The organism is Paenibacillus agricola (genome assembly GCF_011440305.1).
GTDB lineage: Bacteria > Bacillota > Bacilli > Paenibacillales > NBRC-103111 > Paenibacillus_S > Paenibacillus_S agricola.
The window spans coordinates 49,419-72,618 of record NZ_JAAOIW010000016.1; the positions used below are offsets into that span (position 1 = coordinate 49,419).

The following is a 23,200-nucleotide window of genomic DNA, read 5'->3' on the forward strand; positions in this document are numbered from 1 at the left end:
ACATATATAATAACGCTTACATTTACATTAATGTTTCATTAAACCGGTTTAATGTCGAGGAGGTGAAGGTAAACGGATTGCTGTAATAGGTAAGGAAAACTGAAATACAAGTTCATTACGGAGGGGATTACCTTTGAAAAAAAATGGGTGGCTTTTTGTTATGATGTTAATTTTTGTTATGGGTCTTGCTGCATGTGAAAGTGATCCAAATGCCAAGACAACAGTAGTCGTAACTCCTGTGGCTCCGGATAAAGCGACTCCGGTTGTTCCAACGAAGATAGAAGGTTACAAAGAGGCTCCGATGCTGGCTAAGCTTGTTACCGCCACTACATTAAAAGCGGTTACCGAACGCCTGCCAGCCAAGGAAGATATTATGGTCGAAAAGGTTGTAGAGGAAATAGGTAAGTACGGCGGCGATTGGAAGCTGCCTTGGTCAGGAGTTAACGATCGCTGGACGGTTGGTCAACCTACCGAGGAAGCGCTTTTCCGCTTTAACAAGGATGGAAGTACGGTTGAACCTAATGTAGCCAAAGGCTACGATGTTAATAAAGATTCAACAGAGTTCACCATTTATTTAAGAAAAGGCATGAAATGGTCGGATGGTATGCCTTTTACAGCGGATGATGTCCTGTTTTACTGGGAACACATGCTCAGTAAAGAGACCTTTGGTAAAAAAATCTATGATGCGTATTACTCGATTGATCCCGTGACCGGAGATAAAGCTTTAGCTACTGTCACTAAAATTGATGATTACAGCTTCAAGGTCGTTCATAAATATCCAAGTGTGCAGTTCCTAGAGCGTGTAGCCATTGACAACAAATGGTTCCATGCACCGGCGCATTTTCAAAAGACCATTTTACCGGAATTTATAGGACAGGATAAAGCGCTTGAGATCGCAAAAAAATGGGGCTTTGAGGACGTAAAATCTTTTCTGGTGGCAACCGGATATTACTACTGGGTCTACCCGCAAATTCCAACTTTAAGAGCTTGGGTAGCGAAAAATGATCCGAATAGTGACCAATTTATTATGGAACGCAATCCGTATTTCTGGAAAGTCGATGGTGAAGGTAACCAGCTTCCATATATGGACCGTATCGTGGCTACCAAGGTTCAGGATCCCGCTCAAAGAATTCTGGGCGCCTTGGCAGGAGATTATAATATTCTTGATTTTGAATTTAAGGACTTTACGGTATTGAAAGAGAATGAGAAAAAAGCGAATTTCCGGGTATTGCCTTGGACAACGCCCACCTGGACAAGTGCAGGCATTCAACTCAATCAGACGATTGAAGACCCGAACCTGCGTAAGCTGTTCCAGGATATTAAATTCAGAGAAGCCTTATCTGTTGCGGTAGACCGGAAGGAAATTTCTGAGATCGTTACGAATGGTTTGGGCGCTCCTATACAGGCCTCGGTTCCTGAAGGCTTGGTAGGTTACCAAAAAGGCTGGGCGGATCAATGGACTAAATTCGATCCGAAGCGTGCGAACGAACTATTGGATGGGCTTGGTTTGACTAAACGTGATAAAAACAACTTCCGTTTAAATGAGGATGGATCGGATTTAACCATAACCGTTATTGAAGGCAGTACGAATACCGCGGGCTTCCTGGAATTAGTAAAAAAATATTATGAAACTGTAGGCATTAAAGTAGATCTCAAGGTTGTGGATACAGGAACCCATCAAGAGCTCAAATACTCGAATAAAATACCGGCCACAACTGAAAACATCTCTTTAGTTAATGTATCTTTTAGACCTGATACGCTTGTGCCTCTAAGAGTCTTGACTCCATGGTACGGACAGTATGGATTGTATACTTCATCCAATGGAAAGGAAGGAGTTAAGCCCGAGGGCGATGTTGCTTTGATTCTTGACTACTGGAATAAAGTAAAAGCTTCCACAAGCAAAGAGGATATCAATAAATGGGGTTCTGAAATCATTAAGCTTCATCAAAAAAATCAGTGGGTTATAGGCTACGCAGGTCCAACACCTCGCCTGATCGTCGCTTCCAATAAAGTAGGGAATGTACCTAAGGATTTGATTTATTCAGATGAATTCCGCAGCATAGGTCACGGTCACCCATCACAATTCTTTATCAAACCATAAGTTGAGTTCGTTAATCTTGATAAGGGGGAAGTGAGTTCCCCCTTATGGGTTCCAATGGCAGCTTCGAATGAAGCGGGGAGGAAAGAATCAAAGATGCTCCAATATATATTAAGAAGAATCATTTTAGTGATACCCGTTGTTATTTTCATTTCCATTATCGTGTTCTACATCATACAGCTTCCTGCTGGTGATTATGTATCTAATTACGCGGCCAAAATGGCTGTAGCCGGTGATGTTATGACACAACAAGATATGGACGAAATGAGAGTAAGCTTGAAATTAGATCAGCCCTGGTTTATCCAGTATCTTGTCTGGATGAAAAATATCATCTTGCATTTTGACTTTGGTTATTCGTTTAGCTATAACAAACCGGTTATGGCGGTTATCCAGCAATACATGGCGCTAACGATCATCGTGTCTCTGGTGACTATGGCGTTTACGTATGCAGTGGCGATTCCTATAGGTATCTACTGTGCGGTGAGGCAGTATTCGTTAGGCGATTATATATATTCAGCCATAGGTTTTCTGGGCATGGCGACGCCTCATTTTCTGTTAGCTATTATACTCATGTATCTCTCCTACGTATACTTTGGAGATCCGCTGCTGGGGCTATTTTCAAGTGAATATGCCAATGCCGGATGGTCAATGAATAAGGTCTTCGACTTACTAAAGCATATGATTATCCCTGTACTTGTTATTGGTTTGGCTAACACAGCAGAGCTGATTCGCGTCATGAGAGGCCAAATGTTAGATGAATTGAATAAACCGAATGTGGTGACAGCCAGATCGAAAGGTTTATCAGAAACCAAAATCTTGCTTAAATACCCGACACGGGCAGCTCTGAATCCAATTGTCAGCACGATTGGGTGGTCACTCACTTCGATTTTTACAGGCTCGACGATTACAGCGATTGTTTTGAATTTACCCATTCAAGGTCCAGTGATGTATAACGCTTTATTAGCTCAGGATATGTATTTGGCGGGTACCTGGTTATTGTTTATGGCCGTATTAACGGTCATCGGGACATTAATTTCCGACATTTTATTGGCATGGCTGGATCCGAAAATTCGTACAGAGTTTAGAGGTATGTAATCTATGAAAACAATCCCGATATTTGGAAAACAAAAGATGACCCCTACCAAGCCAGCCATGAGTAACGAAGTCTACTACAGCTCACAATGGCGTCTCATGTATCTAAGGTTGAAGAAGCATAAGTTAGCACGTATCAGTTTGTTTGTATTATCGATGTTGTATATTGCCGCCATCTTCGCACAGTTCATAGCGCCGTATGGCTTGCAGAGCTATGACAGTAAGTATGTGAATGCACCCCCAGTCAAAGTAAGCTTTGTAGATGCAGACGGCCAGTTTTCTTTGAGACCTTTTGTCAGTGAGCTTAAGTCAGCGAGAGACCCGATTACCCTGCGTAAAGTGTTTGTGCAAGATGACAAGGTCCGTCATGCCGTTCGTTTTTTTACCCAAGGTGAAACTTATTCATTTCTCGGTTTATTTTCAACGAATATTCACTTGTTTGGTGTGGATGAGCCTGGACGTCTATTTCTATTTGGTACAGACGGGATGGGTCGAGATTTATTGTCTCGTATCTTCTTAGGAAGTCAAATCTCATTAAGTATTCCTCTCATTGGAGTAGCGATTAGTTTTGTCCTTGGTTTGCTTATCGGTGGGGTATCGGGGTATTTCGGAGGCTGGATCGATTCTGTGATTCAGCGAATTATCGAAATTATTCGCTCCTTTCCAACGCTTCCGCTATGGATGGCACTATCTGCCGCCATACCTCCACGCATACCCGTTGTCACGATGTATATCTATATCGTCATTATATTCGCTTTTATCGGTTGGACGGAGCTGGCAAGGGTTGCTAGAGGAAAATTTATTTCTTTGAAAAATGAAGAGTATGTTCTCGCGGCCAAAATAGCAGGCGTCAGCGACGCCAAAATCATTCTCAAACATTTATTGCCTGGTTTTATTAGCTATTTGGTTGTAGCCACGACCTTAGCCATACCGAGTATGATCCTAGGTGAGACGGCTATGAGCTTTCTTGGACTGGGTATCCGGTCACCTGCTACAAGCTGGGGAGTCCTGCTTCAGGAAGCGCAGCAGATTGAGAATATAGCTTTATATCCATGGAAATTAATACCTTTGGTTTTTGTTATTCTTACCGTATTAACTTTTAATTTTTTGGGTGACGGGTTACGCGATGCTGCGGATCCCTACAAGAGATAATTGTATGGAGCGACTACTCATACCTATTTCAGTATAGTGAGGGGATATTATGGCATCTCAAGCAACACAAGCTACAAAGGCTCCACAAGCTGAATTCGAACAACCCCTTCTCACCGTTCAAGATCTCAAAATTCGTATTCAAATGGATAATGGGGAAATGAAAGCTGTAGATGGAGTGGACTTCGTAATAAAAAAGGGGAAAACACTAGGTCTTGTTGGAGAGTCCGGCTGCGGTAAGAGTCTGACCAGTAGAGCTATCATTAGTATCAATCCTAAAGAATGCGAAACCTCGGGCAAAATTGTTTATCACTCTGCGGAGAAGACGTTAGATCCTTTGGACTTGTTATCATTAGACCCGCGTGGCAAACAAATTCGTTCCATTCGCGGCAGAAAGATCGCCATGATCTTCCAAGAGCCTATGACAGCATTCTCACCGATGTACACAATTGGCAATCAGATCATGGAATCGATCTTGATCCACCGCACCAAGAATAAAAAAGAGGCTAAGCAAATAGCGCTTGAAATGCTCAGTAAAGTTGGCATCTCGGATCAAGAGAAGCGGTTTGATCAATATCCGCATGAATTTTCCGGTGGGATGCGCCAACGCGCGATGATCTCGATGGCCTTGTCCTGTAATCCGGAGCTATTAATTGCTGATGAGCCAACAACAGCACTTGATGTTACGATTCAAGCACAAGTGCTGGAATTAATGAGAGGGCTTCAAAAGGAATTTGGCATGGCTATCTTGCTTGTGACTCATGATCTGGGCATCATTGCAGAAATGTGTGACGAGGTAGCCGTCATGTATCTGGGGAAAATCGTTGAGCAATCGACGGTAGATGAGATTTTCTACAATCCGAAACACCCTTATACGAAGGGGCTTCTCAAATCGATGCCCAAATTAGGCGCAGATAGAAATAAACGTTTGGAGTCGATCGAAGGAACGGTTCCGATGGCCATTAATATGCCTCCGATGTGCGGTTTCTATGACCGCTGTACCGACCGGATTGAAGGCATATGCAATGTGCAGGCTGTACCCCAAACACGGATATCCGACAACCATATGGTTCGATGTTTTTTGTACAAGGATGAGAATGAAGGAGAATAAGTATGTCTAAACCTATACTAGATGTAAATAATCTGAATAAGGATTTTCAAGTGAAATCCAAAACCAAGTTATTTAGTAAGCCTTCTTACATTCGTGTGTTAAACAATGTTTCTTTTGAGCTGATGGAGGGTGAAACCTTAAGTATCGTCGGAGAATCGGGTTGTGGAAAAACCACATTGGGCCGATGCATTGTAAGAGGGATAAATGCCACCTCCGGAGAGGTGCTTTATCATACTGAAGGCGGAGAGCAGGTTAATTTTTTAGGCGTACGCGGTAAGGAGTTCAAGAAATATAGAAAAGATATTCAAATGATTTTTCAGGACCCGTATTCGTCGCTCAGTCCAAGAATGAGTGTGTATGATATTATTTCTGAGCCGTTGATTGCCAATTTCAAGCTGAGTAAATCCGAGGTGGATGAGAAGGTCACAGAGATCGCGCAAAAGACAGGGTTAAATGTTAGTTACCTCAAACGCTATCCCCATGCCTTCTCCGGTGGCCAAAGACAACGTATTGCTATCGCTAGGGCACTCATTTCCCAGCCCAGACTCATTGTTTGCGACGAAGCAGTGTCCGCTTTGGATGTGTCGATAAAAGCGCAAATTATTAACCTGCTGAAGGATCTCCAGCAGCAGTTGCAAATTACGTATATCTTTATCTCACACGATTTATCTATCGTTCAAAACATATCTGACCGGGTAGCTGTTATGCATTTGGGTAAAATTGTGGAATTAGCACCTGTGGATTCACTATTTGATCATCCTAAACATCCTTATACGGAGGCTCTTTTGTCAGCTGTGCCTGAACCTGATCCGCATCTTAAAAAAGATCGAATTATTCTCGAAGGTGAAGTCCCGAATCCAGCGAATCCACCAAGCGGCTGCCACTTTCATCCAAGATGTGCTTATAAGACGGACCTATGTGTGCAACATGAACCCGAGCTGCAACTTGTAGGCGACAATCATTATGCTGCCTGCCACTATGCCAACGAATTTACTTTAAGGGGCGTAAAACGTGAGTCATAAAACAAAGAATGTTTCCAATCAAAAGAAACTCATAATCCTTCTGGACTGTGGGGACACGATTATTGATGAAGGAACCGAAATTCGGGATGAGCACGATATCGTCATCCATGCTGATGTGATTCCTGGGGCGGATGTGATGGTCAAGACGCTGGCCGAACGTGGTTATACGCTGGCTATCGTAGCTGACGGTTACGCGCAATCCTTCAAAAATATATTGACGGAAAATGGGCTATACGACTGTTTTACCACCATGGTATATTCAGAGACGGTTAAAGCTTACAAACCAAGCTCTCGCATGTTTAAAGCAGCGATCGGAGCCTTGGATCTTACTGAACAGGACTGCTCACGAATTGTCATGGTAGGTAATAATCTGAGTCGGGATGTGAAGGGTGCCAATGAAATGGGCATTACAAGTATCTTCCTCAGTTGGTCACCCAGATATCCCAAACTACACTTGGATGAGAGTGAGATTCCCGACTATACGATCAGTAATCCATTGGAATTGCTTGATTTGGTTGAAAAGCTTAATCAACAATTAGGTTGAATGGATTCCCGAAGGGGTGTTACAAGTGATGGCCAAAATTGATGATGTTGCAAGATTAGCAAAGGTCTCCAAGGGGACAGTATCGAATGTCTTTAGTCAAAAAAGACCTACAAGCAAGGAAGTAACCGAGAGAGTCATGAATGTTTCCAAAAAATTAAATTACGTGCCTAATCATATTGCGCGAAGCTTAGTTACCAAAAAAACAATGGCTATTGGTTTGACGATTCCGCATGGCAGCTATTTTTTTAACGCATTCCATACGCAATTCATAAACGCTGTGATTTTGGAAGCTTCTTATTATGGATATAGAGTGCTGCTGGACATGATCCCTTTACAAAAGGTAAAGACGCCCTTCTTGTCGAGTTATCCGATTGATGGTGCAGTTGTTATGAGTCCTACGACAGAAGATGAGCGGATCAATCTGATGCATCTTGGGCAAATTCCTTTTGTCACTGTAGGTAAAGTGATGAATGCCGATATTGATCATACTGCGAGTGTGGATAACGATAATGTGAAGATTATTAATAGTATATGCAAGTATTTGATTGATAAGGGTCATCGAAACATGATGTTTTTGAATGCCAATGAGTTGATGACCGTATCGATCGAAAGAGCAGCAGGATTTATTCAAACCATGAATGATCACCAGATCGAAGTGGAAGCGCACATGATTCATCATAAACCAGCGATTCTTTCCAATGACTACATGGATTATGGATACGCAGAGACGATTCGTATTGTGGGAAAGCTTAAGAAAAAAGTAACTGCCATTATTGCTGATGATGACCGAACGGCATTTAGCGTGTTGAATGCGCTCAAGAACCTGGGTTTAAGTGTACCTGAGGATATATCTCTATTCGTAATATGCGGAGATCTCTCGATGATGGTGCAATCAAACCCTTCGTTGACGAGTATGGATTTGCAGCCTTCGGAGCTCGGGATTCAATCTGTCCGACTATTAATGCATAAATTGGACGTGTTACCGGGGGATTTCCCGGAAAATACAATTATAGAAAGTAAAATCATCGAAAGAAGCTCATGTTCAACGATTTAATATGCATTTGAAATTCTTCCAGGACATATCGGAGGGAACCGAAGATGAAGCAGCAGCTTGTATCCACAGGAGCAATTGGATGGAAAGAAGTAAATGAGTATGAAGAATTCACAATGGATTTTCATTTGGAGAAAGCAGGATTTGTCGAGATTGACCTAATGGCCAAGTCGGAAAGTGATTGGCGCGAAGAGGGTTATGAGTCGTCCGTTTTGCGTTTTTGGTTGCAGGGTGAATATAATCAGGATTGTGTTCTTTTTTTCGGAAGCCGTCCTTTCCTTTATACAAGGCTACTTGGTTACTTGGAGTCAGGTACCTATACGCTGCGGTTCGCTTTTGAATTGGAGATCTCATCGCCTAAGGTAAGAAGGGCATTTATCGATTCGGTTGTGGTCAACACAGTTACTGAACAATCAGAACTATATGAAATATATAAACATACACCCGTATTATACGGACGCAATGTTTATCATCCCTATGAGAGCCGTTATACGGACACGCCGATGGTGATGTTTTATTATACGGAACCCATGGAGAGTGGTAGAGCGATTGAATATCAAATGATATTCTCTCATGAGGATGAAGGGACGCCTACTCCATTGCTAATGAGTAAATGGGGACGGACTACCGATATAGAGTGGGTTTACCGAGTGGAGCTGAGTGGAGAAGGCGAGGTGCTGAAGGCTACATTCCAGGGACCGCATCATATTACGACAGACTTTCAAGGCGGTAGAGCCTTGGGAGGGCATCCAGTGCTTCAGGTATCAACAACGAATGGGATGGTTCATGATAAGGTAACTTCTAACTACAGATTTCTTTTTCCGCCTGTATATGAATGGAATCAGGAGGCGGAGCCGAGGGAGCGGGTTATGGATGCCTTTCCGTTTACCTATCAGGTCACCGCATGGGAGATGCTTCGTCAATATCCGATGAGTCCACACGTAGTGAACAATTCATTTCAGCTAACCGATTTACGTAATTACCTTTACGTTCAAACGGCCAAAGTAACGACAGATCCCTATAAGAAAACATCTATAGATATTCAAGTCAAGCTCAAAGAAATGACAGGATGGTTCTCCAGCAGCTTCGGTGATCTGCGCGTTGGTAATTTCCGCTGTGCTTATGATGGTCCCTACTTTCAATTCAGCACTACAGTTAAGCTTCCGGAAGGCATTAGTTATATCGATATTGAAGAAATTAGCGCAGTATGGCTGTCTGGTGGAGAGGAATCGGTTCTAATTCCCGAGTTTAAAGGCTTTTTTCTTGACGAAGACTACTTGCCTCATCCGCCCCTTCGTAGCAATACTGCGGTTGTGGTTACCAAAGAGCACCCAAGGCATACTCTGTGGAGAGGGAATTTATAGATCGTAGTTTTCTTTCGATACATTGATATGTGATCAATAAGATAGCTTATAATTAATACTTAGTGCAATCTGCCTCATTTATTGCACTTACGCAGCACGTTAATTCAATAAACCAGCGGCAGTCAAAGCTTTATTTTTCGGTCCTAGGCTGCCACTGGAATAGAGGTTGCTTCGGCAGCCGTTTTTTGTTTGCTCAACGGGCAGGATAGTGCAATTAATATATCCATTATGTGGTAATATATTATTAAATATTGAAGAAAACCTTGAAAATGAAAATAACACAGATGTTCATGATGATGTATGACGGGCTGTACAAATTCTGTTTCTCTACCAACATTTCTTCCATACGTACACAACAGTTTTTGAAAAATTCGAAGGCGAGCTTTTATTTTGTTGGAGAAAATAATGGACTTATATAATCAGAGCCCTTTCGCTTATTGGACTAACAGAAACAAGAGCTCGATGAACAACAGTCTGCCAGTGATCGGCAGCCATATTTCATGTCTTCGGCGGGGATATTTCAACGGAATATTGAATAAATATTGTTAAAAAAGGGGCGGTGTTCATGGGTATTGAACTACTTGAATTTGTACGCATTTCGATATTTAGAATGTGCGAGCACTACCTTCCTAAATTGAAATTAGCTTTGGAAAGTGTGGATAAAGAAGTTCTTTGGAAACATGAGAAAGAAACTCTTAATTCAATTGGTGGCATCGTGTTACATGTAGGATCGCATATTCAACGGCATGTGATCCGATATTTAAATAGTGGGAAAATCGAGGGCGGAATAGAAAATCACTTTCCTGATGAAGTTGCCACCTCCCCATCTGACTTAATTCAATTTATAACTCAACGTTTTAATTCATGGAAAGAAGTCATGATTGATTATACAGATGGAAACAAGGACGAGAAGAACCTCGATATGTTTGATATTTACCATTTAGTCGAACATACGGGATATCATTTAGGACAAATAATCGACCGAGTACAAAGATTGACGTATAGTAATTTCCAATTTGTTCAAAATGGAATTAATGAAAAAAGTTTAAAAGATCTTATTTATAAAGACTGCATCAGGGGATCTTGGAATAAACCCTTGGGGGAATAGCAGGGAAGGTAAGACGCATTGGATAACAAGCCTTCAGACCAAGGGATGAGAGCAGAGTGATTTGTTCCGCTACCGAGAGAATGATCACTTCCGACAAGTCACAACAAAAGCCAGAGTAACATATTCACTTCGCCTACAATATGATGTGTTAGAAATACAATCTTAAGAGGTGAGCCGATGGCAGTCGTAAAAGCCAGGAAACAGGATATTGATATGTTGGCAAGGTTGCTTCGAGCTGAAGCTGAGACCGAAGGCGAAATGGGCATGCTCCTTGTTGGAAATGTTGGCATTAACCGAATAAGAGCGAATTGCTCCGATTTTAAAGGAATCCGGACAATTCCCCAAATGATCAACCAGCCGCATGCGTTCGAAGCATTGCAACATGGTATGTACTATCAAAACGCAAGAGAGAGGGAACGCCGTCTGGCGCAACGGACTGTGAATGGGGAGCGGAATTGGCCAGGCAAATTCTCCCTATGGTATTTCCGTCCAGGAACGTTCGAAAATCCCGGACCATGTCCGCCAACTTGGTATAATCAGCCGTTCGTAGGACGATGGAAGAAGCACTGTTTTTATGAACCGACCGCAGAAGAATGTGAAAATGTATATAATACTTTTTAATTTTATGAACGAAAAGAGCTCAGGATCTCTTAGACTGACAAATTTTCGTCATGAGCAGAGTCAGAGTCTTGAGCATTTTTGTCAAAGTTGCAGCTGAATGATTTTTGCGATGGCATATCACCAAATCCTTCTAATACGTTTAAATTTAATATGATAAACATAGTAGGTTTTTTAATAACCTTGATTGGCTTCATGCCTTTCAAGGTTTTTCATTTGAATAAGCTACCAGTGTTGATTGTAATCTTAATAGACCAATATGTTACATATCACATCCCTTCTCTCGTTCAGCATCCTTATTTTACTGGAATACGCTTGGGATTTATAACCATATACATTAAACATTGTTGCTATTAGCAAAATATTCACGAGTTTCTTTGCGCGATTGAGGAGTTAATACGCGATCAAGCTCTTCATTCAACCAAGTAAGTGACTTGTTACGCAGAACATTGCGCATACTATCTTCAGCTTCGAGCATAGTTAAGTTAATCAGACAGGAAGAAGCTAGAGTGCATGCTGCATAGTCTTCATCACGGCATAGATAGCTATTATTTTTGATATTTTTACATTGAAAAATGGGAGTAGCACCTTCAACAGCTTCAACTACATCCCAAAAAGAAATTTCCGCAGGAGACTTGGCTAATTTATAGCCTCCTTTTACACCAGGGACAGAGCTTACGATACCAGCTTTTGTTAATTTACTAAAAATTTTCGAAAGATAAGTTTCCGAAACACCTTGAAAAGCGGAAAGCTCTTTAATCCCAATGGTAGAATCAGGAGGAATATCAATTAAATATACCAAGCAATGCAGTCCATATTCAACGCCAATACTATACTGCATGTAAACACCTGCTTTCTAGATATAAAAGTTGCTATTAATCATCTTAGGTGGATTTAAAACCCTTGTCAAATATGGGTATTTGAGTACTTGGGTATTTGTAGCTAAAAATGACTCATGATTTTTGGTTGACAGCTATAAATTATAGAGTTATATTATAGATCAAGTAAATCGTCGATATACTTTGTCGATGTTATACTTATAGAAGCAAGATAAAATTTATTGTTCACGGAGGAGATTACTATGAAGGTTAGATTAAATCATACCAGTGCAAGTCCAGGTGCTTTGCAAGCAATGATGAAGCTGGAAGGGTTTATTAAGACAAGTGGGTTGGATGCAAAGCTATATGAATTCATTAAGATCAGAGCCTCACAAATAAACGGGTGTGCTTATTGTATGGACATGCATACACGAGATGCGCGGAAAATGGGCGAGACGGAGCAACGGATTTATTTACTTAGCGCGTGGCGCGAAGCACCCTTTTATTCTGATAAAGAAAGAGTGGTGCTTGAGCTTACGGAAGCTGTAACCCGTATTTCCGAGCAAGGCGTGCCGCAGGATTTGTATGAAAGAGTTCGGGCACACGTAGATGAGGCAGAATATGTGGCAATCATTATGGCAATCAATACCATTAATGCATGGAATCGCATCGCCATCTCCACAGGGATGTTCCCTGAACAGGAGTAAAGAGAAGAAGCTTACTGAGAGAGATCAATCATGTCAACCGCGTTATATGTAACCGACACCCACTAGATAAAAGTTCATCCCATAAGCCGGGCGCACATAAATAACAGATTTTTGCAGGCGCAATCCCCGTACATTGACTATGTACGGGGATTGACTTTAGTCAAAGGCCTGCAATAGTCCTGAGCCCTATTGCTCTACAGACCAATGTTCACCTTTGTAAGATGAGACAAAGTCAAGATTATTATATTTTAGGGGAGGAAAAATGAGCTATAAAATACTTCTATTTGATTTAGATGATACATTGTTAGATTTCGGAGCTAATGAAACGGATTCGTTAAACAAATTGTTTCAGCAACACGGATATACTTTTTCGGATGAGTGGTCTCGAGTATATAATTCCGTCAACAAACAACTATGGGCTGATTATGAAAATGGAAAAATTGTATTAGATGTTGTGCTAAACTCAAGATTTTCAGAAACTATGTCAAGACTTGGAAAAGTTGTGGATGGCATTAAATGGGAAAATATGTATAGAGAACTTTTGGGCAATGGAAGTCAGCTGCTTATGGAAGGAGCTTTAGAAGTGTGTCAGAGCTTATCTATATCCCATAGACTGTTTGTTATTACTAATGGTATAACCCAAACTCAGATAAAACGATTGAAGCAGTCAGGCTTATATGAATTTTTTGAAGACATTTTTGATTCTCAAAGCATTGGATTTCAAAAGCCATCAAAAGAATTTTTTGATTACGTGATGAGTCATATTAAAGATTTTAATATAAGGGAAACCCTTATTATCGGGGATTCATTAAATACCGATATAAAAGGCGGTCTTCTGTCAGGAATTGATACCTGCTGGATTAACAGAAAGTCACAAAAATGCTCTGAAGAAATTCAAAGTACATACACGGTCACAAGCTTAGTGGAATTATATGACATCTGCACTCCTACAAAATGAGCATAATGAGTGACTAAGTTAATTCGTATTATTCGTAACTACGTAGAACGATATGTATCGATACCGACAATTTGAGTTATTTAGTGTAACAAAACGGATTTGTAACTTTAGACTAGAGCATACAATCGTAGATTGACGGCATCGGATGCTGGAAATACCCTATATTATGCAAATAGTTAACCACCTAAACTTCATGGATGAACAGCACTCCGGAAAGTTGTCTTAAAGGTGTCTACAGCATTATGGATGCGAGTATGCGTTATAATATAAGCGAAAGGATGATGACAGAATGACAGCCATATTAGTAACGAGTGAGCAGGATCTTGAGATGGTTTATGCTATCCGGAAAGTAGTATTCGTCGAGGAACAGGGCGTAACCGAAGAAGAGGAGTATGACGAGTTCGAGAAGACGTCGGAGCATGTACTGGTTTATTTCGAAGATAGGCCGGTCGGAACTGGCCGTATTCGAATTGTTGAGGATATGGCCAAGCTAGAGCGAATTTGCATTTTGAAGGAATATCGCAAATATGGGCTTGGCAAAAAAATCATGGATGCACTCGAGTCAATCGCGAAATCTCGGGGCCTTAGTAAGGCAAAGTTGCACGCGCAGACGCACGCCAAAGAGTTCTATAGCAAGATCGGTTACAAAACGGTATCCGATGTTTTCCTAGAAGCGGATATCCCGCATATAGCCATGGTAAAAGAACTTTAGTATATAAGCAAATACATGGAGCAGATTGCCGCGGCAGCTGCTCTTATTTTTTCCTCCTTTTTCATTGAAGTAACTGCCTCATGTAAAACCTCCATTTCCTTGTAATCGTTTGCTTTTCGCAATTTTCTTATTTTGCCCGTTGAATTCACCATGCTAGGGGAATGCCCATATAATAACGGAGTAAATAAATCTTGAGGAGTGAATGCGTTGGTTAAACTAAACTTAGAAACTGCCAAACAATTGCTTGCTGTCGCAGAACAGAAAGCCCGGCAAATGGGGCTTTCCAGCGATATCGCGATCGTTGATGAAGGTGCGAACCTAATCGCTTTCCATCGTATGGACAATGCCAAAATTGCTGGTATCGACATCTCCATGAACAAGGCTTGGACTAGTGTAGCCATGCAGATGCCGACAGCCAACCTTGCGCAATCGGCGCTTCCTGGAGGTCCCTCGTTCGGTATTAATACTACCAACCAGGGTAGACTTGTCATCTTGGGCGGAGGCATCCCTTTCGTCAGTAAAGACAAAGTCATCGGTGGCATCGGTGTAAGTGGAGGAACGAGCGCTCAAGACATCGAAGTGGCCAATGCCGCGGTTCAAGCCTTCAAGAACCTACTTGGAATGGGAGACGCGGCGATTACTAGTGCTCGTATCGGTGGTTCTATCTATTCGAACAGGTAGGCCGGGCACAACAATAGAGAGCTACCACTAGCTCGAGTGTACTCCACATACCCATTCCTTTAAGCAATCTGTACGGTATTGACGTGGTTGACTGCCAACACGTATCGCCCCACCGCGCTCTTGGGATCTCCGCGCGGTGCAGAAGGGTGGTAGTGCAGAGCGTTATTTTTCAGTTACTTCTTCAGTGTGATTCGACAGATTCAATAATATTTTTATGTTATATTATAATAGTTGGTAAAATAAAGTATTGGAGGGATTAACATGCAATATCGTAATTTAGGGACAAGCGGATTAGAAGTTTCGGTGCTTGGTTTGGGTACGAATGCATTCGGTGGACGCGCAGACAAAAATACATCGATTCGAGTACTGCATCATGCAGTTGATAATGGGATCACGTTCATTGACACCGCCAATATTTATACAGGCACAAAGTCGGAAGAGATCATCGGAGAAGCGTTTGAAGGACGGCGTCATGAGGTGCTCCTTGCGACAAAAGTGGGCATAAAGCTAGGAGAAGGTCCGAACACCAGAGGTTCCTCACGTCAGCATATTCTAAAGGAACTCGAAGGAAGTTTGCGTCGCTTGCGTACGGACTACATAGACCTCTATCAGATTCATGCTTTTGATCCGAAAACTACGCTTGAGGAGACTCTCCGTGCTTTGGATGATCTTGTAACATCCGGAAAAGTGAGATACGTGGGGGCATCGAATTATGCATCGTGGCAAATGATGAAAGCCCTTGCCATTAGCCAAAGTCAACACCTGATCAAGTATGTTTCGGTTCAACCCGGTTATTCACTGGCTGATCGTGGTGTAGAAAGGGAACTGATTCCGTTCTGTGTAGATCAGGGAATCGGACTCATTCCTTATTTTCCTCTGGCAGGAGGAATTCTTACAGGCAAATATTCGGAAGGTTCTGTACCTAGCGGATCGCAATTGGACAAGAACCCTAACTTTGCGAAACGTGTGAACGCCGCCCGAGTAGAGTTGGGTGAACAAGTGGCAAAAATTGCTGCGGAGATCGGTACATCTGCCACGGCCCTCTCGCTGGCTTGGTTGATGCACCAGCCTGCGGTAAGCACCGTCATCGCTGGAGCGACCCGTGAATCTCAAATCGATGAGAATCTGAAGGCGGTTAACCTCGACCTTTCCGAGGACGTTCTGAAATCGCTTGACGAACTAAGTAAAGACTTTATCTATTCACCTCCGTTTTGAGCACATTGAATTGAATATATATTATTTAATAAGCTGAGGAGGAACGGAAGTTGATAAGCCGTTTATTCGGAAAAGTAGCGCTGGTCACCGGCGCCGGGAGTGGTCTAGGCAGGGCGATTGCGATTGGTCTTGCCGATCAGGGAGCGGAAGTGATTCTCATCGGTCGGAGGGAACAGGCGCTTAGAGAAACGCAGGAGATCATTCAAGCCTTAGGTGGTAATGCGTTCTGGTATGCGGTGGATGTTAGTATTCAGGAGGCTATAGCTAGCATGGCTAGTCAGGTGTTGGAACATCACGGCATTCCGGTCGTTCTAGTGAATGCGGCAGGGATTTATGGGGAAGTAAACCCGATTTCACAAAGTGATCCGGCCATATGGATGAACACCTTGATGACAAATACGGCAGGACCTTATCTGATATGTCGCGCTTTTGCAGGCGAGATGATGAAAACGGGATGGGGGAGAATCGTCAATATCACCTCCGCTGCATCATTAGCTGCTCCTACACCGTCAAACAGCGCCTACGCCGTTAGTAAAGTGGCCTTGAACCACTTTACCAGGCAACTTGCCGCCGAGCTTCAAGGAACCGGAGTAACCGCTAATGTGATGCATCCAGGGGAAGTCATGACTGAAATGTTCGATTCCATACGTATGGCTTCTCGTGAATCAGGAGGTATGGCCAATTGGATCAATTGGGTAGAGCAGACGGGAGGAGACTTACCTGAAAAAACGGTCAAGCTGATATTGGATCTGCTAAAGCCTGAATCGGATCCTATCAACGGACGGTTTTTATGGATCGAGGACGGACTCAAGAAACCGCTGCCCAGCTGGGAGTAACTGTCTAAAGAGGCAAAGCTAGCTTATTGGGGATAGTTGTGGGGATGAAATTTTTAGAATGAGCTACGACGGGCGCAAGCCTATTGTAGCTCTATTTGCCTATCTAAATAGATATCTTCTATATGGACAAGCAGGTATCAGTATGAGGATCTCGAATATAAAAAATAACGCTTACAACTTACATGGAATTATTATCCATGTGATCGGGGGAGTTGTGCTTATGATATCAATATTCAAAAATAATTGGTTTTATCGTCAGCTTTTCACCTACCTGCCCATCTTTTTCATTATTTCTTCCACGCTTATTTTTTTCATTTTTTTATCAACCAGCCAAATCATTAAGGGAGAAGTAACCAAAGCCGATGGCGTTTATCTGCAGCATGCGATTCAATCCATCGATTACGCCCTGGAAACGATTAATCAGCAGATGATCAAAGAAGTATTGACGAATAACCATATGAAAAATTTTGCAAGCCTATCCGAATACGAGAACCTTCCACTAGTCAATTACCAGCTTGCCAATGATTTAAGGGAGCTTACCTTGCTTAACCCGCTAATCGACTCCGTATATTTTTACCGTATCTTTGACCAGTTCATCCTGACTACAAACCAATTGGTTTCGATAGATACGTTTAATGATCGGGAATTTCTTCTTAATCTAAATGGCAATAGACCACCATACAACTGGTTTGGAGTGAGGAATTATAAAGAATTCCAGAACCAGCAGGAGCCTGTACAAGTCGTTTCTCTTGTAAGAAGCTTGTCTAATGAGCATCAGGGATATTTGGTGGTTAATGTAAAAACCGATGCGATTAAGAAAATGATTGATAATATGTCAACCTCGCAAATTACCTTCATCGATATTTATGATCAAGCAGGAAAGCTACTATGGGGAGATCTGAATGGAGCCGCTCATTTATCCAAGCAAGAAATGTCCAATATCCAATCCACCTACACAAACTGGACCTACCTCAGCGGCTTGAAGGGCGACAATGTATTCGGAGTAGCCTCTTCGATCATCTCTTATATGTGGATGGCTGGCGGATTGTTTATTGCGATCCTCGGGGGCTTGTTGATCTTTTATGTGATACGCTGGAACTACAAGCCTGTAGAAGCGCTCATCAAGCAATCCAGCGGTTTTTTGAAGCAGTATCAAGAGAATCTCATCTATCGAAAATCACATTTTTTTCGAAAATTAATGAGCGAGAACCATAAAATAAGTGAAGCGGAATGGAATTTTGAAGTGGAAAAGCTCGGGCTCTCCAATGAATTCGAGCAGCTAAGTGTGGCTATTATTGAAATAGATAACTACTACGAGTTTAAAAACAAGTATTCGAATAAGGATCAATACCTGTTAACCTTCATTCTCAGTAACGTCCTGCTGGAAATCTCCCAGAAAAACTCGATCAATGTATGGTCAGAATGGTTGGAGAAGCATCAGCTTAGTGTTTTATTCCAAATTAGCGAGAACAATATCAATGCTCAGGAAATTATTTTTGCTTTATGTGAGCAAATGCGAATATGGGTCGAGCGCAATCTGAAGTTCACGGTAACGATAGGAATTGGCAATGCCACCAAACAAATTTCAATGGTTCCGCATGCCTATCACGAATCACTGGACAGCACCAAATACAAGACAGCTCTGGGCAATAATCGGATTATCGGGTTTTGGGAAATTTCGGCCAAGGCGTACACGGAAAGCTTCCGGCATTTGCATTTCATTCGTACGATGTCCCAGCATCTTCGTCTGGGGGAACCGGAATGGGAAGGTCCATATAGACAATTTATGAATGAGCTAAAGCACGGCTTTTTATCCAGAGATGAGGTGATTTCGCAGCTACACTATTTAATTTATTATCTTTATAAGGATATTATGGAGCTGTCTGTTGATTTTCAGGATATTTGGAAGCACGCAGCACTACCGCAATTAAATAAGCTGGTGGATCGTTTCGATCTTATTGAAGAGGTAGAAGAAGAATTTTTTGATATCTTGGTTCGAGCCAAGGCGGAAATGGATCTTTTACGGGACAGCAAAAAAAATCATTTTCAAATCCAAAAGGTCAGGATGTACATAGAAGAGCATTATGCCAATCAAGAAATTTCTCTTAATAGCCTAAGCGATGAATTCGGTATCAGCCCCAAATACCTGAGCCGATTGTTCAAGGATGAGTTCGGAGTTAATTTTGTTGATTATTTAGTTTCCGTCAGAGTGAAAAACGCCAAGAAATTGTTGTGCGAAACGACCGATTCGATCCAGGATATCGCAGTCAGAGTGGGTTATGTTCACTCCCTATCGTTTATACGGGTTTTTAAAAAAATCGTAGGACTCACCCCTGGTGATTACCGAAAAGAGACAACAAATCAGCTATAGTACGAATGGTATATGCTGGGAATCATGTATATTGACCCTAAATTCGTTACCGTTTACTCTAAAGGCAATCACCTAAGGAGGTCAAATATGCGAATGAAGGAAGGACAAATTCCGCTGGCAAACAAGCAAATCGCTCAGCATACACATTTCAATTGGATGCAGGCAAGGAAAAAGCTCAAACAAAACCTCTTTCTTCTACTCCTATTTTTCCCTCCTGTCGTATATTTCATCGTTATCAAATATATCCCTATGCTTGGACTTATTATCGCTTTTAAAGATTACAGCTTTATGGATGGCGTATGGGGGAGCCCCTGGGTGGGGCTCAGCAACTTCGAAACTTTATTCAATACCTCCCAGACGTTGCAGATCATTCGCAACACGCTGCTTTTAAGTCTGTTAAGTGTATTTGTTGGCTTCCCTTTTCCGATCATGCTGGCCATTCTGTTAAGTGAAGTCAAGAAAATTTGGTTCAGAAAATCGGTGCAAACGCTCGTGTTTTTGCCTCATTTTATTTCATGGGTTGTGATTGGAGGCATGGTCTTAAGCATTTTCTCCCAAGATACAGGGATTGTGAACTACTGGATTCAGCAATGGACGGGAAGTGCATTCCCTTTTCTGTACAAGGAGCCTTCATGGATCGCGATTTTTGTGGGATCAGGCATTTGGAAGACAGCCGGGTGGACAGCTATTATTTATTTGGCAGCGCTCTCAACGATTGATCCCAGCCTGTACGAATCGGCCAGCCTTGATGGAGCGGGAAAACTGAGGAAAATTTGGCATATCACGCTCCCCGGAATTAGCTCAACGATTGTGCTTATGTTTATTCTTTCTATGGGGCATGTGATGGAGGTTGGCTTCGACCAAGTGTATGTGCTGCAAAATCCGGTGATATCCAATGTTTCCGAGGTGATCAGCACTTATATTTATAAGGTAGGCCTGCAAGGCATGCAGTTCAGTCTCACAGCGGCAATGGGGCTATTTGAATCGATAATAAGCTTGATCATGGTTTTAACCGCCAATCAAATAGCTAGAAAATTTGGCAGAGGGCTTTGGTAATTAAATTGGCTTTGATCATGTAAGGGAGCATTCGTAATTGAAGAGGGGGTGAGACGGAATGAAAGAAACAGCGGGCGAGAAATGTTTTTATGTGTTCAACTATGTGGTGCTGTCCATTGCAGGCTTAAGCTGCATTTTGCCCTTTATGCATGTATTCGCTTTATCCTTTAGTGACTCAGCGGCGATTACATCCGGCTTTGTTATATTCTGGCCTATCGATTGGACGGGTGCTGCCTATAGCACACTCATTGTTGGAACGAATATACTAAAGGCTTTTCTGAATAGTGTGATCATTACGGTTATAGGTGTTATTCTCAGCATGACATTTACGATTATGGCCGCATATCCACTGTCACGTCCCTACTTTTACTACCGCAGATTATTCACACTGGGCATCGTATTTACGATGATCTTTTCCGGCGGCTTGGTGCCCACCTTTCTGGTCATTAAGGGCTTGGGACTGGTTAATTCCTACGGTGCGATCTGGATCACAGGATTGGTGAGTGCTTTTAACATGCTGGTGATGAAAAGCTTTTTTGAAAATATTCCGGTAGAAATGGAAGAGGCGGCCCGAATGGATGGCTGTAATGAATTCAAGCTGCTTTTTAAAGTGATGCTGCCCTTATCCGTTCCCGTATTGGCCGCATTGACCTTATTCTACGGAGTTGGCTATTGGAATGCCTTCATGAGTGTCCTGATTTATATCAATGACACCTTGAAATTCAATTTGACGGTATTGGTTCAGCAAATGGTAAGGAGCCAATCCCTGATGCAGGAAATGAACAGGCTGCAGCCCGAGGACATACTGACCATGACACCGGACTCGATCAAAGCAGCCGCAGTCCTGATTATGGTGGCTCCGATGCTCTTGGTGTATCCTTTTTTGCAAAAATATTTTATCAAGGGCATTATGCTGGGCGCAATAAAAGGATAGGAGCCATTGGCGTAAGTGGGAGGTGATTCAACATGTGAGTTTGCCTAGTGGATGAGGGGGCATGGCGCAGCAAAGCAAAATCATGATGGAGGAGATATGCAATGAAAAATCTGTTTTCTCTACAACGGCCTTGTTGGGTTGTACTGGGTATGGTTGCTGGCCTATTAACGATTACAGGGTGCTCTGGGGGCAATGAAGCAACGGATGCAAAGGGCAAAGCAGATCCTGCCCCGAAGGCAGAAGCCCAGCAGCCGCAGAAGAAGTCCAAGATTACAGTTGGTGTGTATGAGCGTGGAGCTGTTCCGGCATCAGAGGGAACTCTGGAAAATAATCGCTGGACGAAATGGATTAATGATAATGGCCCTGTTGAAGTCACCTTTATTCCTATTCCGCGCTGGGAATCCGTGCAGAAATTCAATACGCTTTTTGCTGGGGGGAATGCGCCTGATCTGATTATGGAATATTTGGCCGATTACAAAAACGAATTATACGCCAAAAAGCTGGTTATGCCGTTGGATGATCTGATTGAAAAAAACAGCACGATCTATAAAGACTTGCTCAAAAAATACCCGAACCTGGACAAATTAGGCAGGAAGCCTGATGGAAAGCTTTATGAGGTTGGCACTGTATCCACCAGAGTAACGCCCAATCATGCCTATTACATCCGGGTGGATTGGTTGAAAAAGCTGAATTTGGAAATACCCAAAACAACCGAGGATTTATACAAGGTGGCTAAAGCCTTCACCGAACAAGATCCGGACGGCAACGGCAAGAAGGACACGTATGGGATGAGCCTCAGCTTTGTCAGCGGGCAGGTTCTTGATAATATGTTTCAAAACGTAGGCTGGGTTGTCGAAAATGGTCAGCTTGTAAGAGATTGGGAGCGACTTAAAGCCGTTACGGAATTTAAAAAGCGGCTCTATGACGAAGGCATCGTGGATAAGGATTTTCTGGTGGATACAGCTGGCGCCAAAGGCGAGCAGGACTGGGTAACCGGTAAGCTGGGTATATGGGGAGCGAATAACGGTACGACAAAGCTGGGCTACCAATCCTATGTCACGTTGAAGAAAAATAATCCGAATGCCGAGATTATTCCGATTGAATTGCCCAAAAGCCCGTTTGGCCAGTTTAGCTCATGGATCGGCGCTCCAGCTCGAACGTTGGGGATGATCAGCGCAACGGCTAAGGATCCGGTCGCTGTGGTGAAGTTTATTGATTTTATGAATTCCGAGCCTTTTGTGAGAGCTTTGAATTATGGGATTGAAGGCGTCCATTCCAAAGCGGGGGCGAATGGCTGTCCGCAATTTATTAGTGATGAGCTTGCCAAGCAAGTCACCTTTGCATCGGATTTTAACATGATAAGTTCCTCCAGTATTTATCTGGATAAATGTACGGATTTTAAAAACACCTTGGATCCTAGCAAGCCGATTGATCAGGAGTTTAGCAAGTTTATTGATATTGCGCAGGATGCGTATGTTTCCAGTGACCGGCCTGAGCCGGGTTTCACCCATCGCTCAACGCTGCCAGCCACGCCTGCAGATATCCTGTTGATTGAAACGACTACAACGAAGCCGATTTCCGATTTATTGGCTAAAGCCATTGTGTCAGGCCCCACTGCTACAGTAGCGGATGCTATTGAGAAAGCCAAGGCTACCTGGAAGGGTGCTGGCGGAGAGAAAGCGGAGAAATGGTATAAGGATTGGTACGTCGAGAATAAGGATAAAGCATTTTTGACGAAGGATCTTTATAAGTAAA

At 42.6% G+C, this 23,200-nt stretch carries 21 protein-coding genes; 20 read left to right on the forward strand and 1 reads right to left on the reverse strand.

Annotation, left to right across the window (positions count from 1 at the left end):
- Window positions 1-160 precede the first annotated feature (160 nt).
- The 10 genes from G9U52_RS30380 to G9U52_RS30425 all read left to right on the forward strand — a co-directional run bounded on the left by G9U52_RS30380 (window position 161) and on the right by G9U52_RS30425 (window position 11,160).
- Window positions 161-2,101 carry an ABC transporter substrate-binding protein gene (locus G9U52_RS30380; RefSeq protein WP_166154766.1) on the forward strand — a complete coding sequence of 647 codons (1,941 nt, stop codon included), beginning with the start codon at window positions 161-163 and terminating at the stop codon, window positions 2,099-2,101.
- Window positions 2,102-2,155: 54 nt separating this feature from the next.
- Entirely contained in the window at window positions 2,156-3,193 is a 1,038-nt protein-coding gene (locus tag G9U52_RS30385; RefSeq protein ID WP_243767646.1) for an ABC transporter permease, read from the forward strand.
- Between the two features lie 57 nt (window positions 3,194-3,250).
- Window positions 3,251-4,342: an ABC transporter permease gene (locus tag G9U52_RS30390; RefSeq protein ID WP_243767647.1), complete on the forward strand. Its 1,092-nt coding sequence runs from the start codon at window positions 3,251-3,253 to the stop codon at window positions 4,340-4,342.
- A 49-nt stretch (window positions 4,343-4,391) separates the two neighbouring features.
- A complete protein-coding gene (locus G9U52_RS30395; protein ID WP_166154772.1) occupies window positions 4,392-5,450 on the forward strand; it encodes an ABC transporter ATP-binding protein in 1,059 nt (352 codons plus the stop codon).
- A 2-nt stretch (window positions 5,451-5,452) separates the two neighbouring features.
- Window positions 5,453-6,472 (forward strand): ABC transporter ATP-binding protein, encoded by a 1,020-nt coding sequence (locus tag G9U52_RS30400; protein ID WP_166154774.1) that lies wholly within the window; start codon window positions 5,453-5,455, stop codon window positions 6,470-6,472.
- The gene (locus G9U52_RS30405) at window positions 6,462-7,016 is read left to right on the forward strand and encodes an HAD family hydrolase (protein ID WP_166154776.1); all 555 of its coding nucleotides are present in this window, start codon (window positions 6,462-6,464) and stop codon (window positions 7,014-7,016) included. The genes G9U52_RS30400 and G9U52_RS30405 overlap by 11 nt, the downstream gene beginning before the upstream one ends.
- 28 nt (window positions 7,017-7,044) lie before the next feature.
- A complete protein-coding gene (locus G9U52_RS30410; protein WP_243767659.1) occupies window positions 7,045-8,070 on the forward strand; it encodes a LacI family DNA-binding transcriptional regulator in 1,026 nt (341 codons plus the stop codon).
- 44 nt (window positions 8,071-8,114) lie between these two features.
- Complete coding sequence (locus tag G9U52_RS30415; protein WP_166154780.1) at window positions 8,115-9,431, forward strand: hypothetical protein; 1,317 nt, start codon at window positions 8,115-8,117, stop codon at window positions 9,429-9,431.
- Window positions 9,432-9,996: 565 nt separating this feature from the next.
- Window positions 9,997-10,539 carry a DinB family protein gene (locus G9U52_RS30420; RefSeq protein WP_166154782.1) on the forward strand — a complete coding sequence of 181 codons (543 nt, stop codon included), beginning with the start codon at window positions 9,997-9,999 and terminating at the stop codon, window positions 10,537-10,539.
- 177 nt (window positions 10,540-10,716) lie between these two features.
- Window positions 10,717-11,160 (forward strand): cell wall hydrolase, encoded by a 444-nt coding sequence (locus tag G9U52_RS30425; protein ID WP_166154784.1) that lies wholly within the window; start codon window positions 10,717-10,719, stop codon window positions 11,158-11,160.
- 334 nt (window positions 11,161-11,494) lie between these two features.
- Here the strand turns inward: G9U52_RS30425 and G9U52_RS30430 are convergent, their stop codons facing one another.
- On the reverse strand, window positions 11,495-11,998 hold the full coding sequence (locus G9U52_RS30430; RefSeq protein WP_166154786.1) for an RrF2 family transcriptional regulator: 504 nt from the start codon (window positions 11,996-11,998) through the stop codon (window positions 11,495-11,497).
- 240 nt (window positions 11,999-12,238) lie between these two features.
- Here G9U52_RS30430 and G9U52_RS30435 point away from each other — a divergent pair, with 240 nt between their 5' ends.
- The 10 genes from G9U52_RS30435 (at window position 12,239) to G9U52_RS30480 (ending at window position 23,199) form a co-directional block, all read left to right on the forward strand.
- Entirely contained in the window at window positions 12,239-12,682 is a 444-nt protein-coding gene (locus tag G9U52_RS30435; protein ID WP_166154788.1) for a carboxymuconolactone decarboxylase family protein, read from the forward strand.
- Between the two features lie 262 nt (window positions 12,683-12,944).
- Window positions 12,945-13,640 (forward strand): YjjG family noncanonical pyrimidine nucleotidase, encoded by a 696-nt coding sequence (locus G9U52_RS30440; protein ID WP_166154790.1) that lies wholly within the window; start codon window positions 12,945-12,947, stop codon window positions 13,638-13,640.
- A 289-nt stretch (window positions 13,641-13,929) separates the two neighbouring features.
- Window positions 13,930-14,352: a GNAT family N-acetyltransferase gene (locus tag G9U52_RS30445; protein ID WP_166154792.1), complete on the forward strand. Its 423-nt coding sequence runs from the start codon at window positions 13,930-13,932 to the stop codon at window positions 14,350-14,352.
- A 207-nt stretch (window positions 14,353-14,559) separates the two neighbouring features.
- Complete coding sequence (locus G9U52_RS30450) at window positions 14,560-15,033, forward strand: GlcG/HbpS family heme-binding protein (protein ID WP_166154794.1); 474 nt, start codon at window positions 14,560-14,562, stop codon at window positions 15,031-15,033.
- A 261-nt stretch (window positions 15,034-15,294) separates the two neighbouring features.
- Complete coding sequence (locus tag G9U52_RS30455) at window positions 15,295-16,248, forward strand: aldo/keto reductase (protein WP_166154796.1); 954 nt, start codon at window positions 15,295-15,297, stop codon at window positions 16,246-16,248.
- A 50-nt stretch (window positions 16,249-16,298) separates the two neighbouring features.
- Window positions 16,299-17,084 carry an SDR family NAD(P)-dependent oxidoreductase gene (locus tag G9U52_RS30460; protein WP_166154798.1) on the forward strand — a complete coding sequence of 262 codons (786 nt, stop codon included), beginning with the start codon at window positions 16,299-16,301 and terminating at the stop codon, window positions 17,082-17,084.
- A 220-nt stretch (window positions 17,085-17,304) separates the two neighbouring features.
- Window positions 17,305-19,455 carry an AraC family transcriptional regulator gene (locus G9U52_RS30465; protein ID WP_166154800.1) on the forward strand — a complete coding sequence of 717 codons (2,151 nt, stop codon included), beginning with the start codon at window positions 17,305-17,307 and terminating at the stop codon, window positions 19,453-19,455.
- Window positions 19,456-19,611: 156 nt separating this feature from the next.
- On the forward strand, window positions 19,612-20,511 hold the full coding sequence (locus G9U52_RS30470; protein ID WP_243767660.1) for an ABC transporter permease: 900 nt from the start codon (window positions 19,612-19,614) through the stop codon (window positions 20,509-20,511).
- A gap of 58 nt (window positions 20,512-20,569) precedes the next feature.
- Complete coding sequence (locus tag G9U52_RS30475) at window positions 20,570-21,445, forward strand: carbohydrate ABC transporter permease (RefSeq protein WP_166154802.1); 876 nt, start codon at window positions 20,570-20,572, stop codon at window positions 21,443-21,445.
- 101 nt (window positions 21,446-21,546) lie between these two features.
- Window positions 21,547-23,199: an extracellular solute-binding protein gene (locus G9U52_RS30480; protein ID WP_166154804.1), complete on the forward strand. Its 1,653-nt coding sequence runs from the start codon at window positions 21,547-21,549 to the stop codon at window positions 23,197-23,199.
- Window position 23,200 lies beyond the last annotated feature (1 nt).

Excerpts from the sequence above, each read along its gene's own strand:
- G9U52_RS30385 (WP_243767646.1), top strand. The coding sequence starts at position 2,156 with ATGGCAGCTTCGAATGAAGCGGGGAGGAAAGAATCAAAGATGCTCCAA.
- G9U52_RS30475 (WP_166154802.1), top strand. The coding sequence starts at position 20,570 with ATGAAAGAAACAGCGGGCGAGAAATGTTTTTATGTGTTCAACTATGTG.
- G9U52_RS30470 (WP_243767660.1), top strand. The coding sequence starts at position 19,612 with ATGCAGGCAAGGAAAAAGCTCAAACAAAACCTCTTTCTTCTACTCCTA.
- G9U52_RS30440 (WP_166154790.1), top strand. The coding sequence starts at position 12,945 with ATGAGCTATAAAATACTTCTATTTGATTTAGATGATACATTGTTAGAT.
- G9U52_RS30410 (WP_243767659.1), top strand. The coding sequence starts at position 7,045 with ATGGCCAAAATTGATGATGTTGCAAGATTAGCAAAGGTCTCCAAGGGG.
- G9U52_RS30425 (WP_166154784.1), top strand. The coding sequence starts at position 10,717 with ATGGCAGTCGTAAAAGCCAGGAAACAGGATATTGATATGTTGGCAAGG.
- G9U52_RS30415 (WP_166154780.1), top strand. The coding sequence starts at position 8,115 with ATGAAGCAGCAGCTTGTATCCACAGGAGCAATTGGATGGAAAGAAGTA.
- G9U52_RS30480 (WP_166154804.1), top strand. The coding sequence starts at position 21,547 with ATGAAAAATCTGTTTTCTCTACAACGGCCTTGTTGGGTTGTACTGGGT.
- G9U52_RS30430 (WP_166154786.1), bottom strand. The coding sequence starts at position 11,998 with ATGCAGTATAGTATTGGCGTTGAATATGGACTGCATTGCTTGGTATAT.
- G9U52_RS30395 (WP_166154772.1), top strand. The coding sequence starts at position 4,392 with ATGGCATCTCAAGCAACACAAGCTACAAAGGCTCCACAAGCTGAATTC.
- G9U52_RS30455 (WP_166154796.1), top strand. The coding sequence starts at position 15,295 with ATGCAATATCGTAATTTAGGGACAAGCGGATTAGAAGTTTCGGTGCTT.
- G9U52_RS30390 (WP_243767647.1), top strand. The coding sequence starts at position 3,251 with ATGAGTAACGAAGTCTACTACAGCTCACAATGGCGTCTCATGTATCTA.
- G9U52_RS30465 (WP_166154800.1), top strand. The coding sequence starts at position 17,305 with ATGATATCAATATTCAAAAATAATTGGTTTTATCGTCAGCTTTTCACC.
- G9U52_RS30435 (WP_166154788.1), top strand. The coding sequence starts at position 12,239 with ATGAAGGTTAGATTAAATCATACCAGTGCAAGTCCAGGTGCTTTGCAA.
- G9U52_RS30420 (WP_166154782.1), top strand. The coding sequence starts at position 9,997 with ATGGGTATTGAACTACTTGAATTTGTACGCATTTCGATATTTAGAATG.
- G9U52_RS30400 (WP_166154774.1), top strand. The coding sequence starts at position 5,453 with ATGTCTAAACCTATACTAGATGTAAATAATCTGAATAAGGATTTTCAA.
- G9U52_RS30445 (WP_166154792.1), top strand. The coding sequence starts at position 13,930 with ATGACAGCCATATTAGTAACGAGTGAGCAGGATCTTGAGATGGTTTAT.
- G9U52_RS30380 (WP_166154766.1), top strand. The coding sequence starts at position 161 with ATGATGTTAATTTTTGTTATGGGTCTTGCTGCATGTGAAAGTGATCCA.